Genomic DNA, 20543 nt, shown 5'->3' with positions numbered 1-20543 from the left:
TCAGGGGATGTTCAGGTATTTATGCGTCTGCATCGACAGACGCCATTTCGGATGCCGCTTGCACCAGTCGATCGCGAGCTTCGTGTTGAGATCGCGCGACGGGCCGTCCATCGGCTGGACGAGGTAATACTCGAAGTCGAGTTGCTCCAGTTCGGAGAGCCGCTGGTTGTCCTGCGGCACGACCACTTTCAGTTCGTTGCCCTTCTTTTGCACCAGCGGCGCATCCGCTTTCGGACTGACGCAAATCCAGTCGATGCTGTCCAGCACGGGCAGCGATCCGTTCGTTTCGATCGCGATTTCGAAGCCTTCGGCGTGCAAGGCATCGACGAGCGGCTGATCCATCTGCAACATCGGCTCGCCGCCGGTACACACGACGAAGCGGCTCGGCCCGCCTTCCGGCCACAGCGACGCGATCATCGCGACGAGTTCGGCAGGCGTGCGGTACTTGCCGCCGTTCTCGCCATCGGTGCCGACGAAATCCGTGTCGCAAAACTGGCAAACGGCATCCGCACGATCTTCCTCGCGCCCGGACCACAGATTGCAGCCGGCGAAGCGGCAGAACACGGCCGGGCGTCCGGCGTTCGCGCCCTCGCCTTGCAGTGTGTAGAAGATTTCTTTTACCGCATACGTCATGACTGCTCTGTGACTCTCGTTGATTTCAAACCGGCGCGGTGTCGACCTGCTCGCCCGCGCGATACGCTTCGTAGCCGCGCTTGCGCAGCTTGCACGCCGGACACTGGCCGCAACCGAAGCCCCAGTCGTGCAGTTCGGCGCGCTCGCCGACATAGCACGTATGCGTTTCGACGCGGATGAGTTCGACCAGCGCATCGCCGCCGAGCGTTTCCGCGAGGCGCCACGTGTCGGCCTTGTCGAGCCACATCAGCGGTGTCTCCAGCGCATAGCGCGTTTCCATGCCGAGGTTCAGCGCGACTTGCAGCGCCTTCATGGTGTCGTCGCGGCAATCCGGGTAGCCGGAAAAATCCGTCTCGCACATGCCGCCGACCAGCACCTTCAATCCACGCCGATACGCCAGCGCCGCCGCGATCGTCATGAACAACAGATTGCGGCCCGGCACGAACGTGTTCGGCAAGCCGCTTGCCGTCGCCTGAATTTCGATGTCGCGCGTCATCGCCGTGTCGCTGATCGCGCCGAGCACGGCGAGGTCGATCATGTGATCTTCGCCGAGCCGGTCCGCCCAGTGCGGAAACTCGCGCGTGACCGCCGCGCGAAATCCTTCGCGACATTCCAGTTCCACGCGATGCCGCTGCCCGTAATCGAACCCGAGCGTCTCGACGATTCGATAGCGTTCGAGCGCCCAGGCGAGACACGTCGCCGAATCCTGACCGCCGGAAAACAACACGAGAGCGCTGTCTTTTGCGTCTGTGCGAGTCACCCTGAAAACTCCGTGATGAAAGTGACGTCATCGCCGCGCGATCGGTCAGAAAGAGCGATCCGCGCGATGAACGGCGGACGTAGCCGCGAATTCGAGTATAGGCCGGCGGGCGCGCTTCGATTGCGCGTGGCGGTTATGCCTTCGATCAGCGAGACCTGAGCCGGAAGTAACCGAAAACCGGGAATGCAAATGGAAAAGGACTTGCAGTCCGAGGACGAGGCAAGTCCTTATAACGGCACGAATTTTAGCATGCGACAGAGTGAGACATCCGACTACGTTGAATCGGTAATTTATGGACCGATTTTTTACGGCAAATATTTCCACCCGCTTTTGAAACGTTCGAAAAACTCAGAAATCGGCCTAAAGGGAATTTCTGGCGCGCCGTAAAGCAACCATCGGACCTCTTCGTCATGCGTAAATTTTCCTCATCGCAGCCGAAAATCCCGACCGGTAATAAATACGCAAACGTTTCGTCAATCGGCAAAACGATTAGGTCGGTAAAAACGACCAATCGTCGGGAATGTCGAGAAACGCAACGTAAAGGCCAAAGAGCCTCATAAAAACCTGGCGTTGGACGATCCCGCCCAACCAGCCTCAGCATCGATTCGGATACCGAAATTCATGCCTTGACCCTCCCGCAGGGTTACGCGGGATCGATGGTGCGTGGCCGACCCGTCCAACTCTGGACGCTCCGGCCGCGCACCGGACCAAAAATAAACCACACGACCAATTAGCTTCACTAAAAAAATGAACAATTCGACCAACGTTTCAAAGCGCTTTCTCGGGGTTTCGAAAGCCAGTCTGATCGCCGCCGCGATCGCCTCCAGCCTGATGCTGACCGCATGCGGCGGCGGTGGCGCAAGCGACGCACTCGATGTCGCTTCCACCGCCAAGGCGATGGCCGCCACGACCGGCCCCGCCTTTCAGATCAACGCGCCGCTTGCCAACACCATGCTGACCGGCACGGTCATCGTCAAGGGACCGCTCGCGACGAACTGGACGAACGTGACCGTCGTCGATATGACGTCGGGCAAGACCATCGTCAACGTGACGCCGTCCGGCGGTTCGTTCCTGACCAATGTCGATACGACCACGCAAACCAACGGCACGCACACGTGGAAATTCACCGCGACCAACAGCAAGAACGGCGCGACTTCGGTGCTCAATCTGAGCGTGAACGTGTACAACATCGCGGGCGCGACGACGACGACCGGCAGCATCTTCTATGGCGCGAACGGCCATAACAACAGCGGCGGCGCTTACGATATTTCGTCGATCGCGCTTCAGCTTCAGCAGTTGCAGGATCTGCACGTGAAGATCTATCGCAACGAGGTGTACAACCAGGCATCGGCGAACAAACTCGCGACCATTGCGCCGACCATGGCCGCAGGCGGCGTGACCGTGTTCCCGGTGATTTTGAGCGGCATCAGCGCGCGCACCAGCGAGCAGGACGCGTATAACGTGGGCTATGCGCTCGGCCAGCAGACGGCGACCGCGTACAAGTACCCGTACTACGAAGTCAGCAACGAACTCGGCGCGCAGGCGATTGGCGGCAATTACGACGGCGTGTATCCGCAGCAGTTCGACAACACGAAGTTCATGAAGGCGCGCGGCGTGATCCGCGGCATGATCGACGGTATCCGCTCGGTGGATACGAACGGCAAGATCGTGATCGGCGGCGATACATGGCTGCACTACGCGTTCTATCAGATGCTCGCGACCGGCACGCAGCCGGACGGCACGACGGGTCATCCGATCGTCAACTGGGACATTACCGCGTGGCATTGGTATTCGGATCAGGGCGACATCACCAACGCATGCGGCGGCACCGGTTGTCACGATGTGCTCGGCACGCTCCAGCAACTCGGCAAGCCGATCTGGCTGACGGAGTATGGCGTTCGTCCGTGGCTCGGCAGCGATCAGCAAATCGCGACGTACATGACCGGCAACACGATGATGTCGCAGTTCGTCTCGGTGGCGGCGAAGTACAACATCCAGTCGATCCAGGTGTATCAACTGTATGACGATCCGGCGGGCGGCGAAGGCAACTACGGCCTGCTGCAGAACGACGGCATCACGCCGAAGGCGCAGTACGCGGCGTTCAAGAACTTCGTGCTGGCCAATCCGAAGTAAGCAGTCGTGTGGGTGAAGCGGGGCGCGGTCGTCGTGGCTGCGCCCCGCTTCTTTTCATGCGCGGATCATCGCGGTCAGATGAAGGGTTCGCGCCACGCTAAAGCCTAGTTCGCGGTACAAGCGGATAGCGGACGCGTTGGTGTCGAAGACGTGAAGGAACGGGATGCTGCCTCGCTCTTGCATCTTCGCGCCGAGATGTTGCATCAGCACCTTCGCGAGACCTTTGCCGCGCCATTCGGGATGCACGCACACCGCGCTCGTTTCGATATATCGGCCAGCAGTCATGCGCTCGCCCGCCATCGCGACGAGACGGCCCGCATCGCGCACGCAGTAGAAGTGGCCAAGCTCGTGCGTGCGCGTGCTGAACGGTCCCGGCTCGGTCAATGCGACGAGCTTCAGCATGTCGGGAACATCATCCGCGCTGAGTTCGACGATGCGCGCATCGGCCGGCGCATTGAACGCGTTCGTCGCGATCATCTGATGCACGGTGGCCTTTCGCACGACGTCCACGTGCGCGGGCACTTCGGGCGGGTTCATCGTGAACAGCGCGAGCCGCTCGCCTTCCTTCAACATCGCCACGATCTGCGCGACGCTATCTGCGTCGTAATCCCGCGCCGCGCCGAACGGAGCGAACGCGGGCCGATAGCGCGCGCCGCCCGCGTTCCGCTCGACGGTTTCCGCGCGAGCTTCCATGAGGGAAGCCCATACCACGTTGTCGAGAGCCGCTTCCGATGTCATGACTTCACGCATAGGCTTTACGGTTCGCATCGACGAAGGCTTCGACTGTCATCGGCGATTGGCCCGTGACCGCTTCGATCACATGATCCGCGCCTTCGAACACGCCATTCTGATAATCCACCGCGACCTCGACGAAGTGTTGAATCATGAATTCCGGCAGATTGTATTTTCCCAGATGCGCGCGATACGCATCGAGCGTCGCCGGGCGATAGACGATCTTCCGGTCCAGCACTTCGCTCATCTTCGCGGCGATTTCATCGTGATTCAATTCGACGGGACCGCACAGCTCGTAGGTCTTGCCGGTGTGCCCTTCAGGATTCGCCAGCACCGTCGCGATGAAGCGCGCCTGATCTTCCGCCGTGATGGGCGCGTGACGACCGTTGCCGAACGGAAGCTGAATCTCTCCTTGCTGCACGACCGTGTCGCGCACCCACGGGAACACCAGCCATTCCGAAAAGAACGTCGGACGAATATGGACGGTCGGCACGCCCGACCAGTCGAGCACGCGCTCGGCAATCCAATGATCGCGCGCGGCGTTGCTTTTCGCGTTTTCGCGCGCGGAGATTTGCGACATGTTGACGACGGCATCGAGTCCGGCGCGGCGGGCGGCATCCGCGAAATAGGCGGTCGCCTGAATGAAGCCGGGACGCACCGGATAGCAGAGATACGCGGCTGATACGCCGGACGTGGCGCGGATGGCGTCATCGTGCGACAAGAGATCGCCGATGAAAATTTCAGCGCCCGCGCGGCGGAGCGCTTCGCTGCGTTCGTCTTCCTTGCGCACGAGCGCGCGAACCGCGTGGCCGTTGTCCAGAAGATGCTGCACGGTGTGGACGCCGGTTTTTCCAGCGGCGGCGGTGACCAATACTTGACGTTGCGCCATGATGACTCTCCTTCGTTTTGAGATTGAAGTGCATATGCACAATTTAGATCGACCGTTACCGCCGTGGCCGGATGCGATGCAACTGCTTGTTGATCTGGATGTTATGCAGCATCCAGAATGGAGTCAAGGCAAGAGAGTCTTGTGGTTTTTGCATTTATCCTGAGGCACGCTTTGCCGTATTAAGATTCCACTCAACATCCTGATTGGAAAGGCGAACATCATAGGTCATTCACAGGCGAACAAGATCGCGACTCATCAACGCATTGTCGAGATCGCTGCGCGGCGCTTTCGTGAGCACGGAATCGATGGCGTGAGCATCGCGGATTTAATGACAGAGGCGGGACTGACGGTCGGCGGCTTCTACAAGCATTTCGCCTCGCGCGATCAGTTGGTGAAGGAAGCGTTCGAATACGCGTTGCGCGATATCGAGCATTGGGAAAACGCCATTCCCACCGCGCCGCGCCGGGCGATGCGCACGTATATCTCGGAGTCGCATCGCGACAATGTGACTACGGGTTGCCCGCTCTCGGCGCTCGTGAACGACATGAGCCGAGGCACGGACGAAACGCGCGAGGTTTATACGGAGCGCGTGAGGAAGATAGCCGAGTCGATCGCGAAGGTATCGCTGGCCGAGGACAACTCGAAAAAACGCGCCGAGGCCATGCTTACCCTCAGCGCGTGCGTGGGCGCGGTGACCTTATCGCGCGCCGTTTCCGACCCGAAGCTATCGAAGCACATTCTGGATGGCGCACTGAGCGAAGTGCTGGCGTTGCTGTCGCCGAAGCGGCGTTCGTCGGCCTGACGCGCAAAAACAAAAAGCCCGACATGAAGTCGGGCTTTTTGCTTGAAACTGTGGTGGCCTGGGACGGAATCGAACCATCGACACGCGGATTTTCAATCCGCTGCTCTACCAACTGAGCTACCGGGCCAACGAAGAGGTGAAACTATAGCAGAGCCGGTGACGCGTCTCAAGCCTTCGCGCGAAATTTTCTCGCATCTTCCTCAGACTTCGCTCTTGTTCTTCCCCAGATCGACGCCGAGTTGCTTGAGTTTGCGATACAAATGCGTACGCTCCAACCCCGTTTTTTCCGCGACGCGCGTCATGCTGCCGTTCTCCCGCGCGAGGTGATATTCGAAGTACGCACGTTCGAACGCATCGCGGGCATCGCGCAACGGGATATCGAAGGAGATGGACGCCGTTTGCCCCGGCTGAGATTGCGCCGCGCCGCTCGCGTGCGATTCGCTCGGTGCGTTGAGCGCGGACGCCGTGGGCAACGCCGCCGCCACCGGCACACCGGATGCCCCCGCGCTCGTCAGAGGCTTCGCCACCGCCGCCACGACTGCGGGCGCCGCCGTGCCATGCGCCAGCCCTTGCTCGACCGCCTTGAGCAGCTTTTGCAGCGCAATAGGCTTTTCAAGGAAGTTGAGCGCGCCGATCTTCGTGGCCTCCACAGCCGTGTCGATGGTCGCGTGCCCCGACATCATGATGACCGGCATCGTGAGCTTGCCTTGCGCGGCCCACTCCTTGAGCAAGGTCACGCCGTCGGTGTCCGGCATCCAGATGTCGAGCAGCACGAGATCGGGCGTCTGCTGCAAGCGGTAATCGCGCGCGGTCTGCGCGTTCTCCGCCACGTCCACCACGTGCCCTTCGTCGCTCAGGATCTCTGAGAGCAGTTCCCGGATCCCCATTTCATCGTCTACCACCAGGATGGTTGCCATTTAAGCTGCCCTTGTCTGCACTGTTGCTTTTGTCGTTCCGTGACTCGTGGACTTGCCGTCGCCGGGAGATGTCGCGCCCGGCGCGGCGGCATCGTCCGCGAGTTGAAGAAACAGAATCGAGATTTGCGCGCCTTGCACGACGTCCGCGGACTTCGAACGGTTGCGGATGTCGATGCGCGCACCGTGCTCATCGACGATCTTCTTTACCGTTGCAAGTCCCAGGCCCGTACCCTTCGCTTTCGTCGTCACGTAAGGCTCGAACGCCCGCGACAGGATACGCGCGGAAAAACCCGCACCGTTATCGGAGACGGTCAGACGCACCGCGACGCGCGCATGTCCCGACGCGTCGACGTCGCCATATTCTACTGTCCTCGTTTCGAGAAGCACGCGCGGCTCCGCGACATCGGCCACCGCATCTTGCGCGTTCTGCAGCAAGTTGTGGATGACCTGGCGAATCTGCGTCGCATCGCCGCGAATCACCGGCAGCTTCGCGAGTTCGACCTTGATCGGGCTCTTGCCTTCCTCGATGCCGTAGAGCGTCAACACTTCCGCAACGAGATCGTTCAGTTGCAGATTGCCGAGCACGGCCGGCGGCGTGCGCGCGTACTCGCGGAAGTCATCGACCATTTGCTTCATCGCCGCGACCTGATTGACGATGGTGGTCGCGCCGCGTTTGAGCACGTCGGCGTCGGATGGCGCGAGCTTGTCCGCGAGCTTCATTTGCAGGCGCTCGGCGGACAACTGAATGGGCGTGAGCGGATTCTTGATCTCGTGCGCGAGACGCCGCGCGACCTCGCCCCACGCGACGGAACGCTGCGCGGAAATCACGTCCGAGATGTCGTCGAACACGACGACATAGCCGGTGGTTTCCGCGTCGTCGGTCTCGCTGTCGGTCACGCTCAACAACTGCGTGCCGCGCACGAGCAGCGTGAGCGGTTCGCTCTCGCCCGGCACGGTCACCGCGAGTTGTTGCTGCCAGTGCCCGCGATCGCCAACCGGACGACCGCTGCCGCCGCTCGCTGCGGCATCGCGTTCGGCGAAGGCTTTCTTCACGGTCGCGCCGAATTCGCCGAGCGCGTCGATCTGCTCGAGCGGGCGATTGAGCGACGCACCGAACGGCTGACGGAAGATGCGGTCCGCGCCGCGATTCGCCGTGGTCAGCCGGAACTGCCGGTCGAACACGAACACGCCCGCCGTGAGATTGGCGAGGATACTTTCGAGGTATGCCTTCGAATGCTCCAGCGCCACGCGATTGTTTTCCACCGCCGCGCGCGCCTCGGACAACTGGCGCGTCATCGCGTTGAAAGACTGCGTGAGAAAGCCGAGTTCGTCGCGCGAGTTGATCTCTCGTTTGGGCGTGTAGTCGCCTTCGGCCACTTCCTTCGTGCCTTGTGCGAGCAGGAACAGCGGCCGCGCAAGCTGATTACCCAAGGCGAGCGCGAGCATCATCGCGATGAAGGTGGCGAGGAAAAGCGCGAGCGTCAGCGTACCGATATACATCTTGCGCAAGCCCGTGCGCCCGAGCCGCTTCTCCTGATATTCGCGATACGCGCGCTGCACGGCATCCGCGTTGCGCGCGAGTTCCTGACTCACCGGCTGCTCGATCTGCAGAAAACGATCGACGTGCTGAAACTCCGTGGTCGTGGTTGGATCGGGAATCTTCGTCACCACGCGCAAACTCAGCGCGCCCTTCGGCCCGGACGATTTGGGATCGCCATCGATCTCGCCTTCGATCACGCCATACGGATGATCCTGCGCCTGCTTGAGCATCGCGCCGGTCGGCTCGTTCTCCGGCAGCAGCGTGTAGTAGTTGCCCGATGCCTGCGCGATGGTCCGCAACCCCGACACGCGCTGCGATCCGCTGTTCGTGTTCAGATCCTCGCGGTTGTATTGATCGCGCGGACGCTCGAACACGACCGCATCCTGCACGTTGTATTGATCGCGCAGACGCAGCAAGGTCAAGGTAAGGCTGGACGGATCGGCGCTGGCGAGCTGATCGCTCATCTGACGGCCACGATTCTTGAAGTCCGACAGCGAGCTTTCGAGCATGCCGCGCCCGAGCGTGAGACCCGAGGTGAGCGCGGTTTCCACGTTCACATCGAACCACGATTCGATACTGCGCGACACGAACTGATAGGACACGATATAGATGATGACGCCCGGCACCACGCCCACCAGCGCGAAGATCAGCGCGAGCTTCGCCAATAGCCGCGTGCCGAAACGCCCCTGCCTCACGCGCGAGACGATCACGAATATCAGGCTGATGACGATCAGCATGAAGATGAGCGCGACCGCGATATTGGCCGCGTAGAGCCAGCCGTAATAGCGGTCGAAGAACTCGGTGTTCGCACTGGCGAGCGCGAGCATCACGAGCAGCAGAACTGCCGTGACCGCCACCGTGGAGACCAGCAGCCGCACGATGAAACTCTTCATGTCCGTGCGGCCGCGCCGAAATCTATTTCGCACGATCAGTTGCCGTGAAAAGTGAAGCGCTTCCAATCCGAAGACAGGTTCCAGTCGCGGTTGTTCACCGCGTCGATCTGGAACGGCTTGGGCATCAATGCGATATCGAGCTGCATGCGCACCGACGCGTCGTATGTTTCTCCCGCATGCACCTGATTCCGGTCGATGACATGCCACGAAGTCACATGCTTGATGACCGCGAGCGCTTCCGCCAGCGAGGCGAAGCGCAGTTGCAGACCGCCCGTCGACACACGATATTCGTTGGTGAGCGGCTGATACGAAAGCCGGAGACTCTGCGACACGTTGACCGGTTCTTCATCGAACCAGTACCAGCGTGGCCGGGACAGGGTGAAATCGATCGTGAAGTAAAGCGGCACGCTGCGGTTCACGGCATCTTCGAGGCTGCTGTTGAGATCGAAATCGAAATGCGCATCGAGGCTCCAGCCGTTATTGTCCGCCTGAAGCGAGGCGCGCTGCACGGCGATGGTCTCGGCGTGAGCGGGCGTGGCCGCCGCGAAGCTCAGCCAGAGCGCCAGTGCCGTCCAGACGACGACCGCGAGCCGAAGCGGAAAAAAGCGTTTGATCGTCACCGTTTCTGAAAGCGCGCGTAGAAGAATCCGTCGTGGTCCGCGAGATGTTCCGCGTTCCCATTCGATGATGAGAGGCTGCCTTGCGCCTCGCTTCGCCCGGAGTCAGCGGCATGCGCACCGTCCGGTGAAAGTTGCACCGTACTCGCGCTCGTGCGCGCCGCTGTCGGCAACAATTGCCCCGGCGCGTCCAATCGTACCGCATCTTCATGCAGCGTTCCAAACCAGCGGGCCTGTTCTTCGCCCTCCTCTGGAAAGATCGAGCACGTCACATAGAGCAGTTCGCCGCCCTTCGCGACCAATGGCCAGAGCGCTGAGAGAATGCGACGCTGTTCCTCGACGAGCGCGGCGATATCCGATTCGCGCCGCAGCCATCGAATGTCCGGATGGCGCCGCACGATGCCCGACGCCGAACACGGCACGTCCGCGAGGATGCGATCGAACGGCGTGCCATCGAACCACGAAGACGGATCGCCCGCGTCGCCCACTTCGATGCGCGCATCGAGCTTCAGGCGCGTGAGGTTCTCGGCGATGCGCGGCGCGCGGGTCGCATCGCTTTCCAGCGCGATGAGCGTGACATCGGCGAGTTCGAGAATATGGCCGGTCTTGCCGCCCGGCGCGGCGCACGCATCGAGCACACGCATGCCGTCGCGTACATCGAGCAACTGAGCCGCGCGTTGTGCGCCTGCGTCCTGCACGGACACCAGGCCATCCGCGAAGCCGGGAATGCGCTCGACGGGCATCGGCGTGCGCAGGCGCACGGCGTGGGGACCGGCGGCATCGGCTTCGATCTGCGCGGCTTCGAGTTGCTTCAAGTAATCATCGACGCTGGTTTGACGCGCGTTCACCCGCAACGTGAGCGGGCCGTGTTCGTTGCCCGCTTCGAGAATGCGCTGCCATGCGTCGGGTTGCGCGCGCCGGACTGCATCGATCCACCATTGCGGGTAGTTGTAGCGGGCGACGTCGCTGGTGCGCGCGGCGTCGATCAATGCATCGCGTTCGCGCAGATAGGTGCGCAGCACGGCGTTGACCATGCCCTTCGCAAAGGAAAACTCTCGACGCGATGAAACCGCGCTCACCGCCTGATCGACCACGGTGAACGGCGTGTAGGCCGCATTTGCTTCGTCGTCCGTCAGAAGTGCGAGCGCGCAGACCAGCACGCTCGTGACATGCGGCGGCGGCGCTTTGCGCACGAGCGTCTGCAGCAACGCATCCGCGATACCGATACGACGCATGGCGCGATACGCGATGTCCTGAATCGCGCCACGCGCCGCCGGCTGCTTGTTCAACGCCATGACGGACGCCAGCGCCGCCGGCAACGCCGACCCGCCCCGCACCGCGCCCACGGCTTGCGCCGCGCCATCGAGTGCGAAGGCGAGCGAATCCGGCGCGAGACGCAGCGCGCTCAGGCGGTTCGACGCGCGCGCCGTCGAATGATGCGCGGCGGCGGGCCGTTGGGAAGGCGTGTCTGTCATTGGCGAAACGGGAACGGTCGGACGGCAGGCGGCATGCTTGCGTGAACGCCGATTGTAACTGCTGGAGATAAGCGGCCCGGACGCGTCAATGGAAGAAGGCCGCTCCGGCGAACCGGAACGGCCTTCGGGTCATGCAGAAAGAACGATCAGAAGCGGCCGGTGCGCGCCATTTCCATGAGACGCGCGACGCGTTCTTCCGTTGCCGGGTGCGTCGAGAACAGATTGGCGATGCCGCCGCCCGACAGCGGATTCATGATCATCATCTGCGCCGTGGCCGGATGCGCTTCCGCCGTCGGGAACGGCGTGCCGCTGGCGTATGCGTGGATCTTTTCGAGCGCGCTCGCCAGCGACTGCGGATCGCCCGAAATCTCCGCGCCACCACGATCCGCTTCGAATTCGCGCGCACGCGATATCGCCATCTGGATCATCGCGCCCGCGATCGGCGCGAGCAGCGCCACCAGAATGCCCGCGAGCGGGTTGGACGGGCGGCCTTCGCTGTCGCGTCCGCCGAAGAACATCGCGAAGTTGGCGAGCGCGGAGATGGCGCCGGCCATGGTCGCGGAAATCGTCGAAATAAGAATGTCGCGATGCTTGACGTGCGCGAGTTCGTGCGCCATCACGCCGCGCATTTCGCGCTCGGACAGCACGCGCAGAATGCCCGTGGTCGCCGCGACCGCCGCGTGTTCAGGATTGCGACCGGTGGCGAACGCGTTCGGCGCGTCTTCGTTGATGAGATAAACGCGCGGCATGGGCAGCCCGGCGCGCGTGGCCAGATCGCGCACCATGCGATAGAACTGCGGCGCGGTGATTTCGTCCACTTCCTGCGCGTTGTACATGCGCAGGACCATCTTGTCCGAGAACCAGTACGAAAAGAAATTCATGCCGAGCGCGATGAGCAGCGCGAGCATCATGCCCTTCTGCCCGCCGATCATCCCGCCGATCACGACGAAGAGGGCCGTGATCGCAGCCATCAGCGTCGCGGTTTTGACCCAGTTGAACATGTCCGGAACTCCTTCTCCCTAAAGCGATGCGCGGATTGCGCGGTTGTCCCGGTCACCTGACCCGGACGACGTTTGTAAGCAAAACGTTAGATAGGGGCTTCCGTCAATAATTCAATCCACCGAAGCATTTATCGATGCGATGTCGCGAGCTTCAGCCCCAGTCCCACAAACGCGCCGCCGACGCCGCGATCCAGCCACTTCTTCACGCCCGGTTTGCCCGAGAACCGTTCGGTGACGCTCCCCGCGATCCACGCCACGAAGCTGTTCCAGACCGTAGTCATCGCGATGAACGAAGCGCCAAGCACGAGGAACGCGAGCGTCTTGTGCTGGCTGTCGGCGGACACGAATTGCGGGAAAAAGGAGACGAAGAACAGGACGACCTTCGGATTGAGCACGTTGGTCACGAAGCCCTGCATGAAAAGCTGGCGAAGCGGTCGGGATTCGATCTTCTGCTGAACGGGTTCGGCATTGTGCTTCGCGAAGATCAGCCGCACGCCGAGATACATCAGATAAATCGCGCCGATGATTTTGACGATGGAAAACGCCGTCGCCGATGCCGCGAGAATCGCCGTCAGCCCGAACGCAGTCGCAAGCGTATGAACGATGCATCCCGCCGAGATGCCGAGCGCCGAAACGACGCCCGCGCCGCGTCCTTGCGCGACACTGCGCCCGACGATGTACGCGGTATCGGGACCAGGCGTGACATTCAGGAGAAAGACAGCGAGCAGAAAGAAGGCAAAACCGGTAATGCCGAGCATGTGAAACTCCAGCGAGAACGCTCAATCGATATGTTTCGATTCTAGCGCCGCGCCCTTACGAATGATCGGCTTCCGGCAAGGCAAAACGTTGACCTTTCGCGATGCCCGCGCCCGCCAGAAATTCGCGCACGGGAAGGCGCTTGCCGCCAGGCTTCTGCAACTGCGTGAGCCTGAGCGCGCCACTGCCGCAATTCACCACGATGCCTTCCGCCGACACATCCGCGACGCTGCCCGCTTGGCCCGAGCCGTTCACCGGCTGCGCGGACCAGATCTTGATGATCGCGCCATCGAGCGTGCCGGATGCACCGGGAAACGGATCGAACGCGCGTACCTGACGCGAAAGTTCTTCCGCCGGACGCCGCCAGTCGAGCGCGGCTTCGTGCTTGGCGATTTTCTCGGCGTAGTTCGTGCCGTCTTCGGGTTGCGGCGTGGAAGGCAGCGCGCCGTTGCGTTCGAGATCGCGCAAAGCATCGACGATCAATTCCGCGCCGATCAGCGCGAGGCGATCGTGCAGCGTGGCCGTGGTGTCATCGGGCGCGATGGGCGTGCGCGCCTCGCGGATCATCGCGCCGGTGTCGAGGCCGGCGTCCATCTGCATGAGCGTGATGCCGGTCTGCGCGTCGCCCGCTTCGATCGCGCGATGAATCGGCGCCGCGCCACGCCAGCGCGGCAGCAGCGACGCATGAATATTGATGGCACCGCGCGCCGGAATATCGAGCACTTCCTGCGGAAGAATCAGGCCGTAAGCAGCGACGACCATGACATCGTGCGGCGTCGCGCGCAATTGATCGATGGCGGCGATGGCTTCCTGCGGATACTTCCCCGCGCGACGCAGCGACGTAGGCTGCGCGACCATCAAACCCTGCTCGACAGCGAAGCGCTTGACCGGGCTCGCGGTAAGTTTCATGCCGCGCCCCGCCGGACGGTCAGGCTGTGTCAAAACGAGCGGAACGGCAAATCCCGCAGCATGAATGGCCGCGAGCGCGGCGGCGGCAAATTCAGGCGTACCGGCGAAAACCACGCGCAGCGATTGAGTCATCTTGAGAAGCTACCCGCAGGCGTGGCCTGCAAAAACGTTGGAGCGAAGCGCGCGGATCAGAGCGCTTTTTCGAGCTTTTTCATCTTGCCGCGAATGCGGGTCTGCTTGAGCGTCGACAGGTATTCGACGAACACGTGCCCTTGCAAATGATCCATCTCATGCTGGATGCACACCGCGAGCAGGCCTTCGCAATCGAGTTCGAAGGTGTCGCCCTTCTCGTTGAGCGCCTTCACGCGCACCTTGTCCGGCCGTTCGACGAAATCGTAGATGCCGGGCACCGACAGGCAGCCTTCTTCCCATTCCTTCTTGACCTCGCTCGACCACACGATTTCCGGGTTGATGAAGACCAGCAGTTCGTCGTGCGCGTCCGACACATCGATGACGATCACGCGCTCGTGCACATCGACCTGCGTGGCCGCGAGACCGACGCCCGGTGCGGCATACATGGTTTCCGCCATGTCGGCGACGAGTTTGCGAATGCGGCCGTCCACCTCGGCGACGGGCTTCGCCACCTTGTTCAGCCGCTTGTCCGGGTAGTTGAGTATCTTGAGGAGAGCCATGATTCGGGATTGTCCACGCGTGCCGCGACGCGTGTAAATCGGCCATTCGGCCAGGTTGCGGGTAGAGGGCGGCATGCCGAAGATATGCGGATGAATCCAGTCGATTCAACGCCGCGGGCATGGCGTCCAAAGCGCGTCGGCCGCCCGAGGCGAGCGACGGCACTCGTTTCTTACTTTTTGTACAGGATCAAAAATCTTAACATGACGACCGCCCTCCTGCCGGCCGACGAGCCGGTCACGCCTGCCTCGCACGCGCCTGACGAGCTTCACGCGTGGCTTCGGCTGGCACATGCCAGCGGTCTGCGTCCGCACGCGTTGCGCGCGCTTCTCACAGAATTCGGCGGCCCCGCCGATGTGCTGGCCGAGAGCTTCGCCGCGCTGGCAGAAGTAGCAGGCGCGGATGCCGCACGCGCCGCGCTCGCGCCGCCCGCCGACATCGAGCGCGTGCCGTTCGACGACTATATGAATGACGTGCGCGAATGGGCGAGCGCGCCGGAAAACCACGTCATCACGCTCGCGGACGACACCTACCCGCAAGCGCTGCTCACCATGCCGGACCCGCCGCCGCTGCTGTACGTGAAAGGCCGTCTCGACATGCTTCAGATGCGCGCGGTCGCCATCGTCGGGAGCCGGCATGCGACGCCGCAGGGCGAGGAGGACGCGCGCCGTTTCGCCCGCGCGATCTCGGATGCAGGCGTGACGGTCGTGTCGGGGCTGGCGCTGGGCATCGATGCGGCTGCGCATCGCGGAGCGTTGGCGGGAAGCGCGGGCACGCTGGCGGTGATCGGCACGGGGCTGGACATCGTGTATCCGTCTGGCAATCGCGATCTGGCGCATGAGATCGCGCGGGAGGGCGTGATCGTGTCCGAATGGCCGCTGCGCACGCCGCCGCGCTCCGCGAACTTTCCGCAGCGCAACCGGCTGATCGCGGGCCTGAGCAGCGGCGTGCTGATCGTGGAAGCCGCTATGCGCTCCGGCTCGCTCATCACCGCGCGGCTCGCCAACGACATGGGCCGCGATGTCTTCGCGATTCCCGGTTCCGTGCACGCGCCGTTGTCGCGCGGGTGTCATCGGATCATCAAGCAAGGGGCGAAGCTGGTGGAAACGCCCGAGGACGTGCTGGAAGAACTCGGCATCGTGCGCGCGCGCAGGCCGCAGTCGAAGCGCCGAGCGCCGGATGCGCTCTGGGCGTCCGCGCGCGTGGAGGATTCATCGGAAGAACGCGTGCTCGCCGCGCTCGGCCACGCGCCGACGACGCTTGAAATTCTCGCGACTCGCACCGAACTGGACGGAGCCGCGTTGCAAGGCGCGCTGCTGCATCTCGAACTGGCCGGAAAGGTGGCAGCGTTGCCGGGCGGCCGTTTCACGGCGCACAAACGCTCGTAGCGCTTCGCCGTGCTACATTCGCGGAAAAGCGGGTGTTTGCTCCCAAACGCCTGCTCCAGAAGAATATATTTCCGAGAACGTCATGTCCGCGTTGTTGAATCTCGACACCGATGCCGAACGAATCGCCGAGCGCCTGGCCGTGCCGGGCACGCTGTTCGTCGCCTGCCTGTGCGCCGAATGGTGCGGAACCTGCCGCGATTACCGCGAAGGTTTCGACCAGTTGGCGCAAAAGCACCCCGAGATGTGCTTCGCGTGGATCGATATCGAAAATCATGCCGATCGTTTCGACGATCTCGATGTCGAAAATTTTCCGACCCTCCTGATCGAAGATTCGATCACCACCCGTTTTTTTGGCACCGTGCTGCCGCAGACGTCGATCGTCGAGCGCATGCTCACCGATCTGACCGCGCTGCCCGACGTTGCCGGTGCGCCGAAACTGCGCCCGGCGCTGGTCACGGCATGAAAGGAAAAGCGCGTTTTTTGGCCTGACAAAATGCGTCAAACGGACGGTTGCGCGCGACGTCCCGATCGACACCCCGGCGCGCATCGTCCAAACCGTGTGCTATAAAGCGGTCGTTAAAGCTGTCCAAACCGGGCCGCTGCCAGTCTCCGAACTTATTGAGTCATGTCCAAAGCCCTGATCATCGCTGAGAAGCCTTCCGTCGCGAATGACATCGCGCGCGCGCTGGGCGGCTTTACCAAGCATGACGACTACTTCGAGAGCGACGATTACGTGCTCTCGTCCGCCGTCGGCCATTTGCTCGAAATCGCCGCGCCCGAGGAGTACGACGTCAAGCGCGGCAAGTGGAGTTTCGCGAACCTGCCCGTGATTCCGCCGCATTTCGATCTGAATCCGATCGCCAAGAGCGAGTCGCGCCTGAAAGTGCTGACCAAGCTGCTCAAGCGCAAGGATATCGACCGCCTTATCAATGCCTGCGATGCCGGGCGCGAAGGCGAGCTGATCTTCCGCCTGATCGCGCAGCACGCGAAGGCGAAGCAGCCGGTCCAGCGCCTGTGGCTGCAATCGATGACGCCCGCCGCTATCCGCGATGGCTTCGCGCATCTGCGCAGCGACGCCGACATGCAGCCGCTCGCGGATGCCGCGCGCTGCCGCTCGGAAGCGGACTGGCTGGTCGGCATCAACGGAACGCGCGCGATGACCGCGTTCAACAGCAAGGGCGGTGGTTTCTTCCTGACGACCGTCGGGCGCGTTCAGACACCAACGTTGTCTATCGTGGTGGAACGCGAGGAGAAGATCCGCCGTTTCGTGCCGCGTGACTATTGGGAAGTGCGTGCCGAATTCGTCGCGGCGAAGGGCATCTACGAAGGGCGATGGTTCGATCCGAAGTTCAAGCGCGTCGAGAACGATCCCGAGCAGCGCGATTCGCGGCTGTGGAGTCTCGCGGCGGCGGAATCGGTGGTGGCGGCGTGCCGCGACAAGACAGGTATCGTCACCGAGGAATCGAAGCCGTCCACGCAGATGTCGCCGCTGCTGTTCGACCTGACGAGCCTTCAGCGCGAGGCCAACGGCCGCTTCGGCTTTTCGGCGAAGAACACGCTCGGACTCGCGCAGGCGCTGTACGAAAAGCACAAGGTCCTGACCTACCCGCGTACCGATTCGCGCGCGCTGCCCGAGGATTACCTGAACACGGTCAAAGACACGATGACCATGCTCAAGGAAAGCAACAACTATCTGCCGTTCGCCAAGCAAGTGCTCGACAAGGGTTGGGTCAAGCCGAACAAGCGCGTCTTCGACAACTCGAAGATCAGCGATCACTTCGCCATCATCCCGACGCTGCAAGCGCCCAAGGCGCTTTCCGAGCCGGAGCAGAAGCTGTACGACCTCGTGGTGAAGCGTTTCCTGTCGGTGTTCTTTCCGGCGGCGGAATTTTTGGTCACCACGCGCATCACCGAGGTTTCGGGGCATCACTTCAAGACGGAAGGCAAGGTGCTGGTCGAGCCGGGCTGGTTGCAGATCTACGGCCGCGAATCGGCGGGCGAGGAAGGCAATCTCGTTCCCGTGCAGAAGGACGAAAAGGTCGATGTCGATAAAGTCGCCGCTCACGGTCTCGTGACCAAGCCGCCTGCGCGCTACAACGAAGCGTCGCTGCTGTCGGCGATGGAAGGCGCGGGCAAGCTCGTCGAGGACGAAGAATTGCGCGACGCGATGGCCGCGAAGGGTCTCGGCACGCCGGCCACGCGCGCGGCGATCATCGAAGGGCTGCTCGGCGAGAAGTACATGGTGCGCGAAGGGCGCGAACTGATCCCGACCGCCAAGGCGTTCCAGTTGATGACTCTGCTGCGCGGTCTGGGCGTGGAAGAACTCACCGCGCCGGAACTCACCGGCCAGTGGGAACACAAGCTCTCGCAGATGGAACGCGGCAGTTTGCATCGCGATGCCTTCATGCAGGAAATCGCGCGGATGACGCAAACCATCGTCAAGCGCGCGAAGGAATACGACTCCGACACGATTCCCGGCGATTACGCGACGCTGGAAACGCCCTGTCCGCATTGCGGCTCGCAGGTGAAGGAGAATTACCGTCGCTTTGCCTGCACCAAGTGCGAGTTTTCGATCTCGAAGATTCCGGGCGGGCGGCAGTTCGAGATTCCGGAAGTCGAGGAATTGCTGCGCGAGAAGACCATCGGGCCGTTGTCGGGATTCCGCAGCAAGATGGGCAGGCCGTTCTCCGCCATCCTCAAGCTCGCGTTCGATGACGAGATCAAGAACTTCAAGCTGGAGTTCGATTTCGGTCAGGACAGCGGCGGTGAAGACGGCGAACCGCCCGATTTCTCCGAGCAAACGCCGGTCGGTGCGTGCCCGAAGTGCGGATCGCGCGTGTACGAGCATGGCATGAGCTTCGTCTGCGAGAACTTTGTCGCTAATCCGAAGACGTGCGACTTCCGTTCGGGCAAGGTGATCTTGCAGCAGGAAATCGCGCGCGAGCAGATGCAGAAGCTGCTCGGCGAAGGCCGCACGGACTTGCTGACGAACTTCAAATCGTCGCGCACCGGGCGCAACTTCAAGGCGTTCCTCGTCAAGCAGCCTGACGGCAAGATCGGCTTCGAGTTCGAAAAGAAGGAGCCCAAGCCGGGCGCGAAGACGGCTGCGGTCAAGCGCGGCGCGGCGGCATCGGAAGCGCAGGCGGATAACGGCGATGACGGTGACAGCGATGTCGCGGTCGCCGCCAAGACCACGCGCGCGAAGCCAGCGGCGAAGACCGTCGCCGCCAAGAAAGCGCCTGCCGCGAAAAAGGTAGCGGCGAAAAAGACGGCGGCGCGCAAGACGAGTTGAGTTCGAACTACGCTTTAGAATAAAAAAGGCCCGCGAAGCGATTCGCGGGCCTTTCTCTTTGCGGCTTGTTTTGATCAGAACGGCGAGGGCACCGCCAAACGTCCACTCGAACGCGACGACGACGGCTTCGCCACACTCGAATCACGCACTTCCTCGAAAGAAGCATGCTCCTGCACCGGCCGCCCACGCCCATCGCGCAGCCATTGCTCGCCGACCTGATGATTCGGCGTCCGGCTGAAATGCTCCACCAGATGATCGATGAACGTGCGCACCTTGGCCGGCAAGTGACGGCGGCTCGGATACGCGACGTTGATCTCGACCTGCGGCAACTGGAAATCGCCGAGCAGACGCACGAGCGTGCCGCGCGTCATGTCGCTGCCGATCAGGTAACTCGGCAGAATCGCCACGCCCATCCCGAGCAGCGCAAACTGCCGCAGCATTTCCGTGTTGTTCGCAATGATCACGTTCTGCGGCCGCACGCGCACTTCGCCGTCAGCGCCGGTGAACACGCGCTCATCGCCCCAATATTCGGATGGCAGGCTCAGACACGGATGTTCGAGCAGTTGCTCAGGCCGCGTCGGCGTGCCGTGCTGCGCGAGATACTCGGGCGTCGCGCACACGGTCATGCAACCGGTGGTCAGGCGACGCGTGACCACGCTCGCGCTTTTCACCTGCCGCGCGATCACGATACCGACATCGAAACCTTCTTCGACCAGATCGACCTGACGATCCACCAGCGTCAGATCCGGCACGACCTTCGGATACCGTTGTGCATATGTCTGTAACACGGGCGCGAGATTATGAAGCCCGAAGACGACCGGCGCCACGATGCGCAGCGAACCCATCGGTTCGTGATTGCGCGCGACGACCATCTGTTCGACGTCTTCGAGTTCATCGAGAATTTGCCGCGCGCGTTCGAGATAGACCTGCCCGGATTCCGTGAGCGAGAGACTGCGCGTCGTGCGATTGAGCAGGCGCGTGCCGAGGCGGCCTTCGAGGTCCGCGACATGGCGCGTCGCTACCGCATTGGAAATGTCCATCGCGTTGGCTGCGCGGGCGAAACTGCCCAGATCGGCGACGCGTACGAACACTTTCATCGACTGCAAATGATCCATG

At 62.2% G+C, this 20543-nt stretch carries 18 protein-coding genes, 1 tRNA gene and 1 pseudogene; 6 read left to right on the top strand and 14 right to left on the bottom strand.

The window, feature by feature from the left end:
- Both queE and queC read right to left on the bottom strand, forming a co-directional pair.
- On the bottom strand, window positions 1–633 hold the full coding sequence (gene queE / locus ACZCWR_RS02900) for a 7-carboxy-7-deazaguanine synthase (RefSeq protein WP_487302233.1): 633 nt from the start codon (window positions 631–633) through the stop codon (window positions 1–3).
- A 25-nt stretch (window positions 634–658) separates the two neighbouring features.
- Window positions 659–1393 carry a 7-cyano-7-deazaguanine synthase QueC gene (gene queC, locus ACZCWR_RS02895; RefSeq protein ID WP_487302232.1) on the bottom strand — a complete coding sequence of 245 codons (735 nt, stop codon included), beginning with the start codon at window positions 1391–1393 and terminating at the stop codon, window positions 659–661.
- Window positions 1394–1582: 189 nt separating this feature from the next.
- Between queC and ACZCWR_RS02890 the strand changes: the two genes are divergently transcribed.
- Entirely contained in the window at window positions 1583–1780 is a 198-nt protein-coding gene (locus tag ACZCWR_RS02890; RefSeq protein ID WP_487302231.1) for a hypothetical protein, read from the top strand.
- A 360-nt stretch (window positions 1781–2140) separates the two neighbouring features.
- On the top strand, window positions 2141–3526 hold the full coding sequence (locus tag ACZCWR_RS02885) for a glycosyl hydrolase (protein WP_487302230.1): 1386 nt from the start codon (window positions 2141–2143) through the stop codon (window positions 3524–3526).
- 54 nt (window positions 3527–3580) lie between these two features.
- Here ACZCWR_RS02885 and ACZCWR_RS02880 read toward each other — a convergent pair whose 3' ends face one another.
- A complete protein-coding gene (locus tag ACZCWR_RS02880) occupies window positions 3581–4276 on the bottom strand; it encodes a GNAT family N-acetyltransferase (protein ID WP_487302229.1) in 696 nt (231 codons plus the stop codon).
- Entirely contained in the window at window positions 4269–5147 is an 879-nt protein-coding gene (locus ACZCWR_RS02875; protein WP_487302228.1) for an NmrA family NAD(P)-binding protein, read from the bottom strand. The genes ACZCWR_RS02880 and ACZCWR_RS02875 overlap by 8 nt, the downstream gene beginning before the upstream one ends.
- A 178-nt stretch (window positions 5148–5325) precedes the next feature.
- On the opposite strand from ACZCWR_RS02875, the gene ACZCWR_RS02870 reads away from it, so the two are divergent.
- Window positions 5326–5949, top strand: a complete 624-nt coding sequence (locus tag ACZCWR_RS02870) for a TetR/AcrR family transcriptional regulator (RefSeq protein WP_487303222.1) — start codon at window positions 5326–5328, stop codon at window positions 5947–5949.
- 51 nt (window positions 5950–6000) lie between these two features.
- Here ACZCWR_RS02870 and ACZCWR_RS02865 read toward each other — a convergent pair.
- The 9 genes and pseudogenes from ACZCWR_RS02865 to def form a co-directional block, all read right to left on the bottom strand.
- Window positions 6001–6076: transfer RNA gene (locus ACZCWR_RS02865), tRNA-Phe, on the bottom strand.
- A 73-nt stretch (window positions 6077–6149) separates the two neighbouring features.
- The gene (gene esaR, locus ACZCWR_RS02860) at window positions 6150–6866 is read right to left on the bottom strand and encodes a response regulator transcription factor EsaR (protein WP_487302227.1); all 717 of its coding nucleotides are present in this window, start codon (window positions 6864–6866) and stop codon (window positions 6150–6152) included.
- Window positions 6867–9299 (bottom strand): sensor histidine kinase, encoded by a 2433-nt coding sequence (locus tag ACZCWR_RS02855; RefSeq protein ID WP_487302226.1) that lies wholly within the window; start codon window positions 9297–9299, stop codon window positions 6867–6869.
- A 22-nt stretch (window positions 9300–9321) separates the two neighbouring features.
- A pseudogene (locus ACZCWR_RS02850) lies at window positions 9322–9919 on the bottom strand (DUF4390 domain-containing protein).
- Complete coding sequence (gene rsmB, locus ACZCWR_RS02845) at window positions 9916–11391, bottom strand: 16S rRNA (cytosine(967)-C(5))-methyltransferase RsmB (protein WP_487302225.1); 1476 nt, start codon at window positions 11389–11391, stop codon at window positions 9916–9918. Before rsmB ends, ACZCWR_RS02850 begins: the two are co-directional and overlap by 4 nt.
- 146 nt (window positions 11392–11537) lie before the next feature.
- Window positions 11538–12392, bottom strand: a complete 855-nt coding sequence (htpX, locus tag ACZCWR_RS02840) for a zinc metalloprotease HtpX (protein ID WP_487302224.1) — start codon at window positions 12390–12392, stop codon at window positions 11538–11540.
- A gap of 128 nt (window positions 12393–12520) precedes the next feature.
- Window positions 12521–13150: a LysE family translocator gene (locus ACZCWR_RS02835; RefSeq protein WP_487302223.1), complete on the bottom strand. Its 630-nt coding sequence runs from the start codon at window positions 13148–13150 to the stop codon at window positions 12521–12523.
- Window positions 13151–13205: 55 nt separating this feature from the next.
- On the bottom strand, window positions 13206–14189 hold the full coding sequence (gene fmt, locus ACZCWR_RS02830) for a methionyl-tRNA formyltransferase (RefSeq protein ID WP_487302222.1): 984 nt from the start codon (window positions 14187–14189) through the stop codon (window positions 13206–13208).
- Window positions 14190–14245: 56 nt separating this feature from the next.
- The gene (def, locus tag ACZCWR_RS02825; protein WP_487302221.1) at window positions 14246–14749 is read right to left on the bottom strand and encodes a peptide deformylase; all 504 of its coding nucleotides are present in this window, start codon (window positions 14747–14749) and stop codon (window positions 14246–14248) included.
- Window positions 14750–14950: 201 nt separating this feature from the next.
- Here def and dprA point away from each other — a divergent pair, with 201 nt between their 5' ends.
- The 3 genes from dprA to ACZCWR_RS02810 all read left to right on the top strand — a co-directional run bounded on the left by dprA (window position 14951) and on the right by ACZCWR_RS02810 (window position 19427).
- Window positions 14951–16135 carry a DNA-processing protein DprA gene (dprA, locus tag ACZCWR_RS02820; RefSeq protein WP_487302220.1) on the top strand — a complete coding sequence of 395 codons (1185 nt, stop codon included), beginning with the start codon at window positions 14951–14953 and terminating at the stop codon, window positions 16133–16135.
- Between the two features lie 82 nt (window positions 16136–16217).
- Entirely contained in the window at window positions 16218–16598 is a 381-nt protein-coding gene (locus tag ACZCWR_RS02815; RefSeq protein WP_487302219.1) for a thioredoxin family protein, read from the top strand.
- 162 nt (window positions 16599–16760) lie between these two features.
- Window positions 16761–19427: a DNA topoisomerase III gene (locus ACZCWR_RS02810; RefSeq protein WP_487302218.1), complete on the top strand. Its 2667-nt coding sequence runs from the start codon at window positions 16761–16763 to the stop codon at window positions 19425–19427.
- Between the two features lie 74 nt (window positions 19428–19501).
- Here ACZCWR_RS02810 and ACZCWR_RS02805 read toward each other — a convergent pair whose 3' ends face one another.
- Window positions 19502–20542 carry a LysR family transcriptional regulator gene (locus ACZCWR_RS02805; protein ID WP_487302217.1) on the bottom strand — a complete coding sequence of 347 codons (1041 nt, stop codon included), beginning with the start codon at window positions 20540–20542 and terminating at the stop codon, window positions 19502–19504.
- Between the last annotated feature and the right edge of the window lies 1 nt (window position 20543).

The organism is Caballeronia sp. A2-2, from assembly GCF_057612605.2.
Note: the sequence above shows the minus strand (reverse complement) of the source record. Positions and strands in the feature narration are given on the sequence as shown.

Bases quoted from the DNA above. Each gene is read 5' to 3' on its own strand.
- ACZCWR_RS02810 (WP_487302218.1), top strand. From the start codon at position 16,761: ATGTCCAAAGCCCTGATCATCGCTGAGAAGCCTTCCGTCGCGAATGAC.
- ACZCWR_RS02815 (WP_487302219.1), top strand. From the start codon at position 16,218: ATGTCCGCGTTGTTGAATCTCGACACCGATGCCGAACGAATCGCCGAG.
- fmt (WP_487302222.1), bottom strand. From the start codon at position 14,189: ATGACTCAATCGCTGCGCGTGGTTTTCGCCGGTACGCCTGAATTTGCC.
- htpX (WP_487302224.1), bottom strand. From the start codon at position 12,392: ATGTTCAACTGGGTCAAAACCGCGACGCTGATGGCTGCGATCACGGCC.
- ACZCWR_RS02875 (WP_487302228.1), bottom strand. From the start codon at position 5,147: ATGGCGCAACGTCAAGTATTGGTCACCGCCGCCGCTGGAAAAACCGGC.
- ACZCWR_RS02835 (WP_487302223.1), bottom strand. From the start codon at position 13,150: ATGCTCGGCATTACCGGTTTTGCCTTCTTTCTGCTCGCTGTCTTTCTC.
- dprA (WP_487302220.1), top strand. From the start codon at position 14,951: ATGACGACCGCCCTCCTGCCGGCCGACGAGCCGGTCACGCCTGCCTCG.
- ACZCWR_RS02805 (WP_487302217.1), bottom strand. From the start codon at position 20,542: ATGGATCATTTGCAGTCGATGAAAGTGTTCGTACGCGTCGCCGATCTG.
- queE (WP_487302233.1), bottom strand. From the start codon at position 633: ATGACGTATGCGGTAAAAGAAATCTTCTACACACTGCAAGGCGAGGGC.
- def (WP_487302221.1), bottom strand. From the start codon at position 14,749: ATGGCTCTCCTCAAGATACTCAACTACCCGGACAAGCGGCTGAACAAG.
- esaR (WP_487302227.1), bottom strand. From the start codon at position 6,866: ATGGCAACCATCCTGGTGGTAGACGATGAAATGGGGATCCGGGAACTG.
- ACZCWR_RS02885 (WP_487302230.1), top strand. From the start codon at position 2,141: ATGAACAATTCGACCAACGTTTCAAAGCGCTTTCTCGGGGTTTCGAAA.
- ACZCWR_RS02855 (WP_487302226.1), bottom strand. From the start codon at position 9,299: ATGAAGAGTTTCATCGTGCGGCTGCTGGTCTCCACGGTGGCGGTCACG.
- rsmB (WP_487302225.1), bottom strand. From the start codon at position 11,391: ATGACAGACACGCCTTCCCAACGGCCCGCCGCCGCGCATCATTCGACG.
- ACZCWR_RS02890 (WP_487302231.1), top strand. From the start codon at position 1,583: ATGGAAAAGGACTTGCAGTCCGAGGACGAGGCAAGTCCTTATAACGGC.
- ACZCWR_RS02880 (WP_487302229.1), bottom strand. From the start codon at position 4,276: ATGCGTGAAGTCATGACATCGGAAGCGGCTCTCGACAACGTGGTATGG.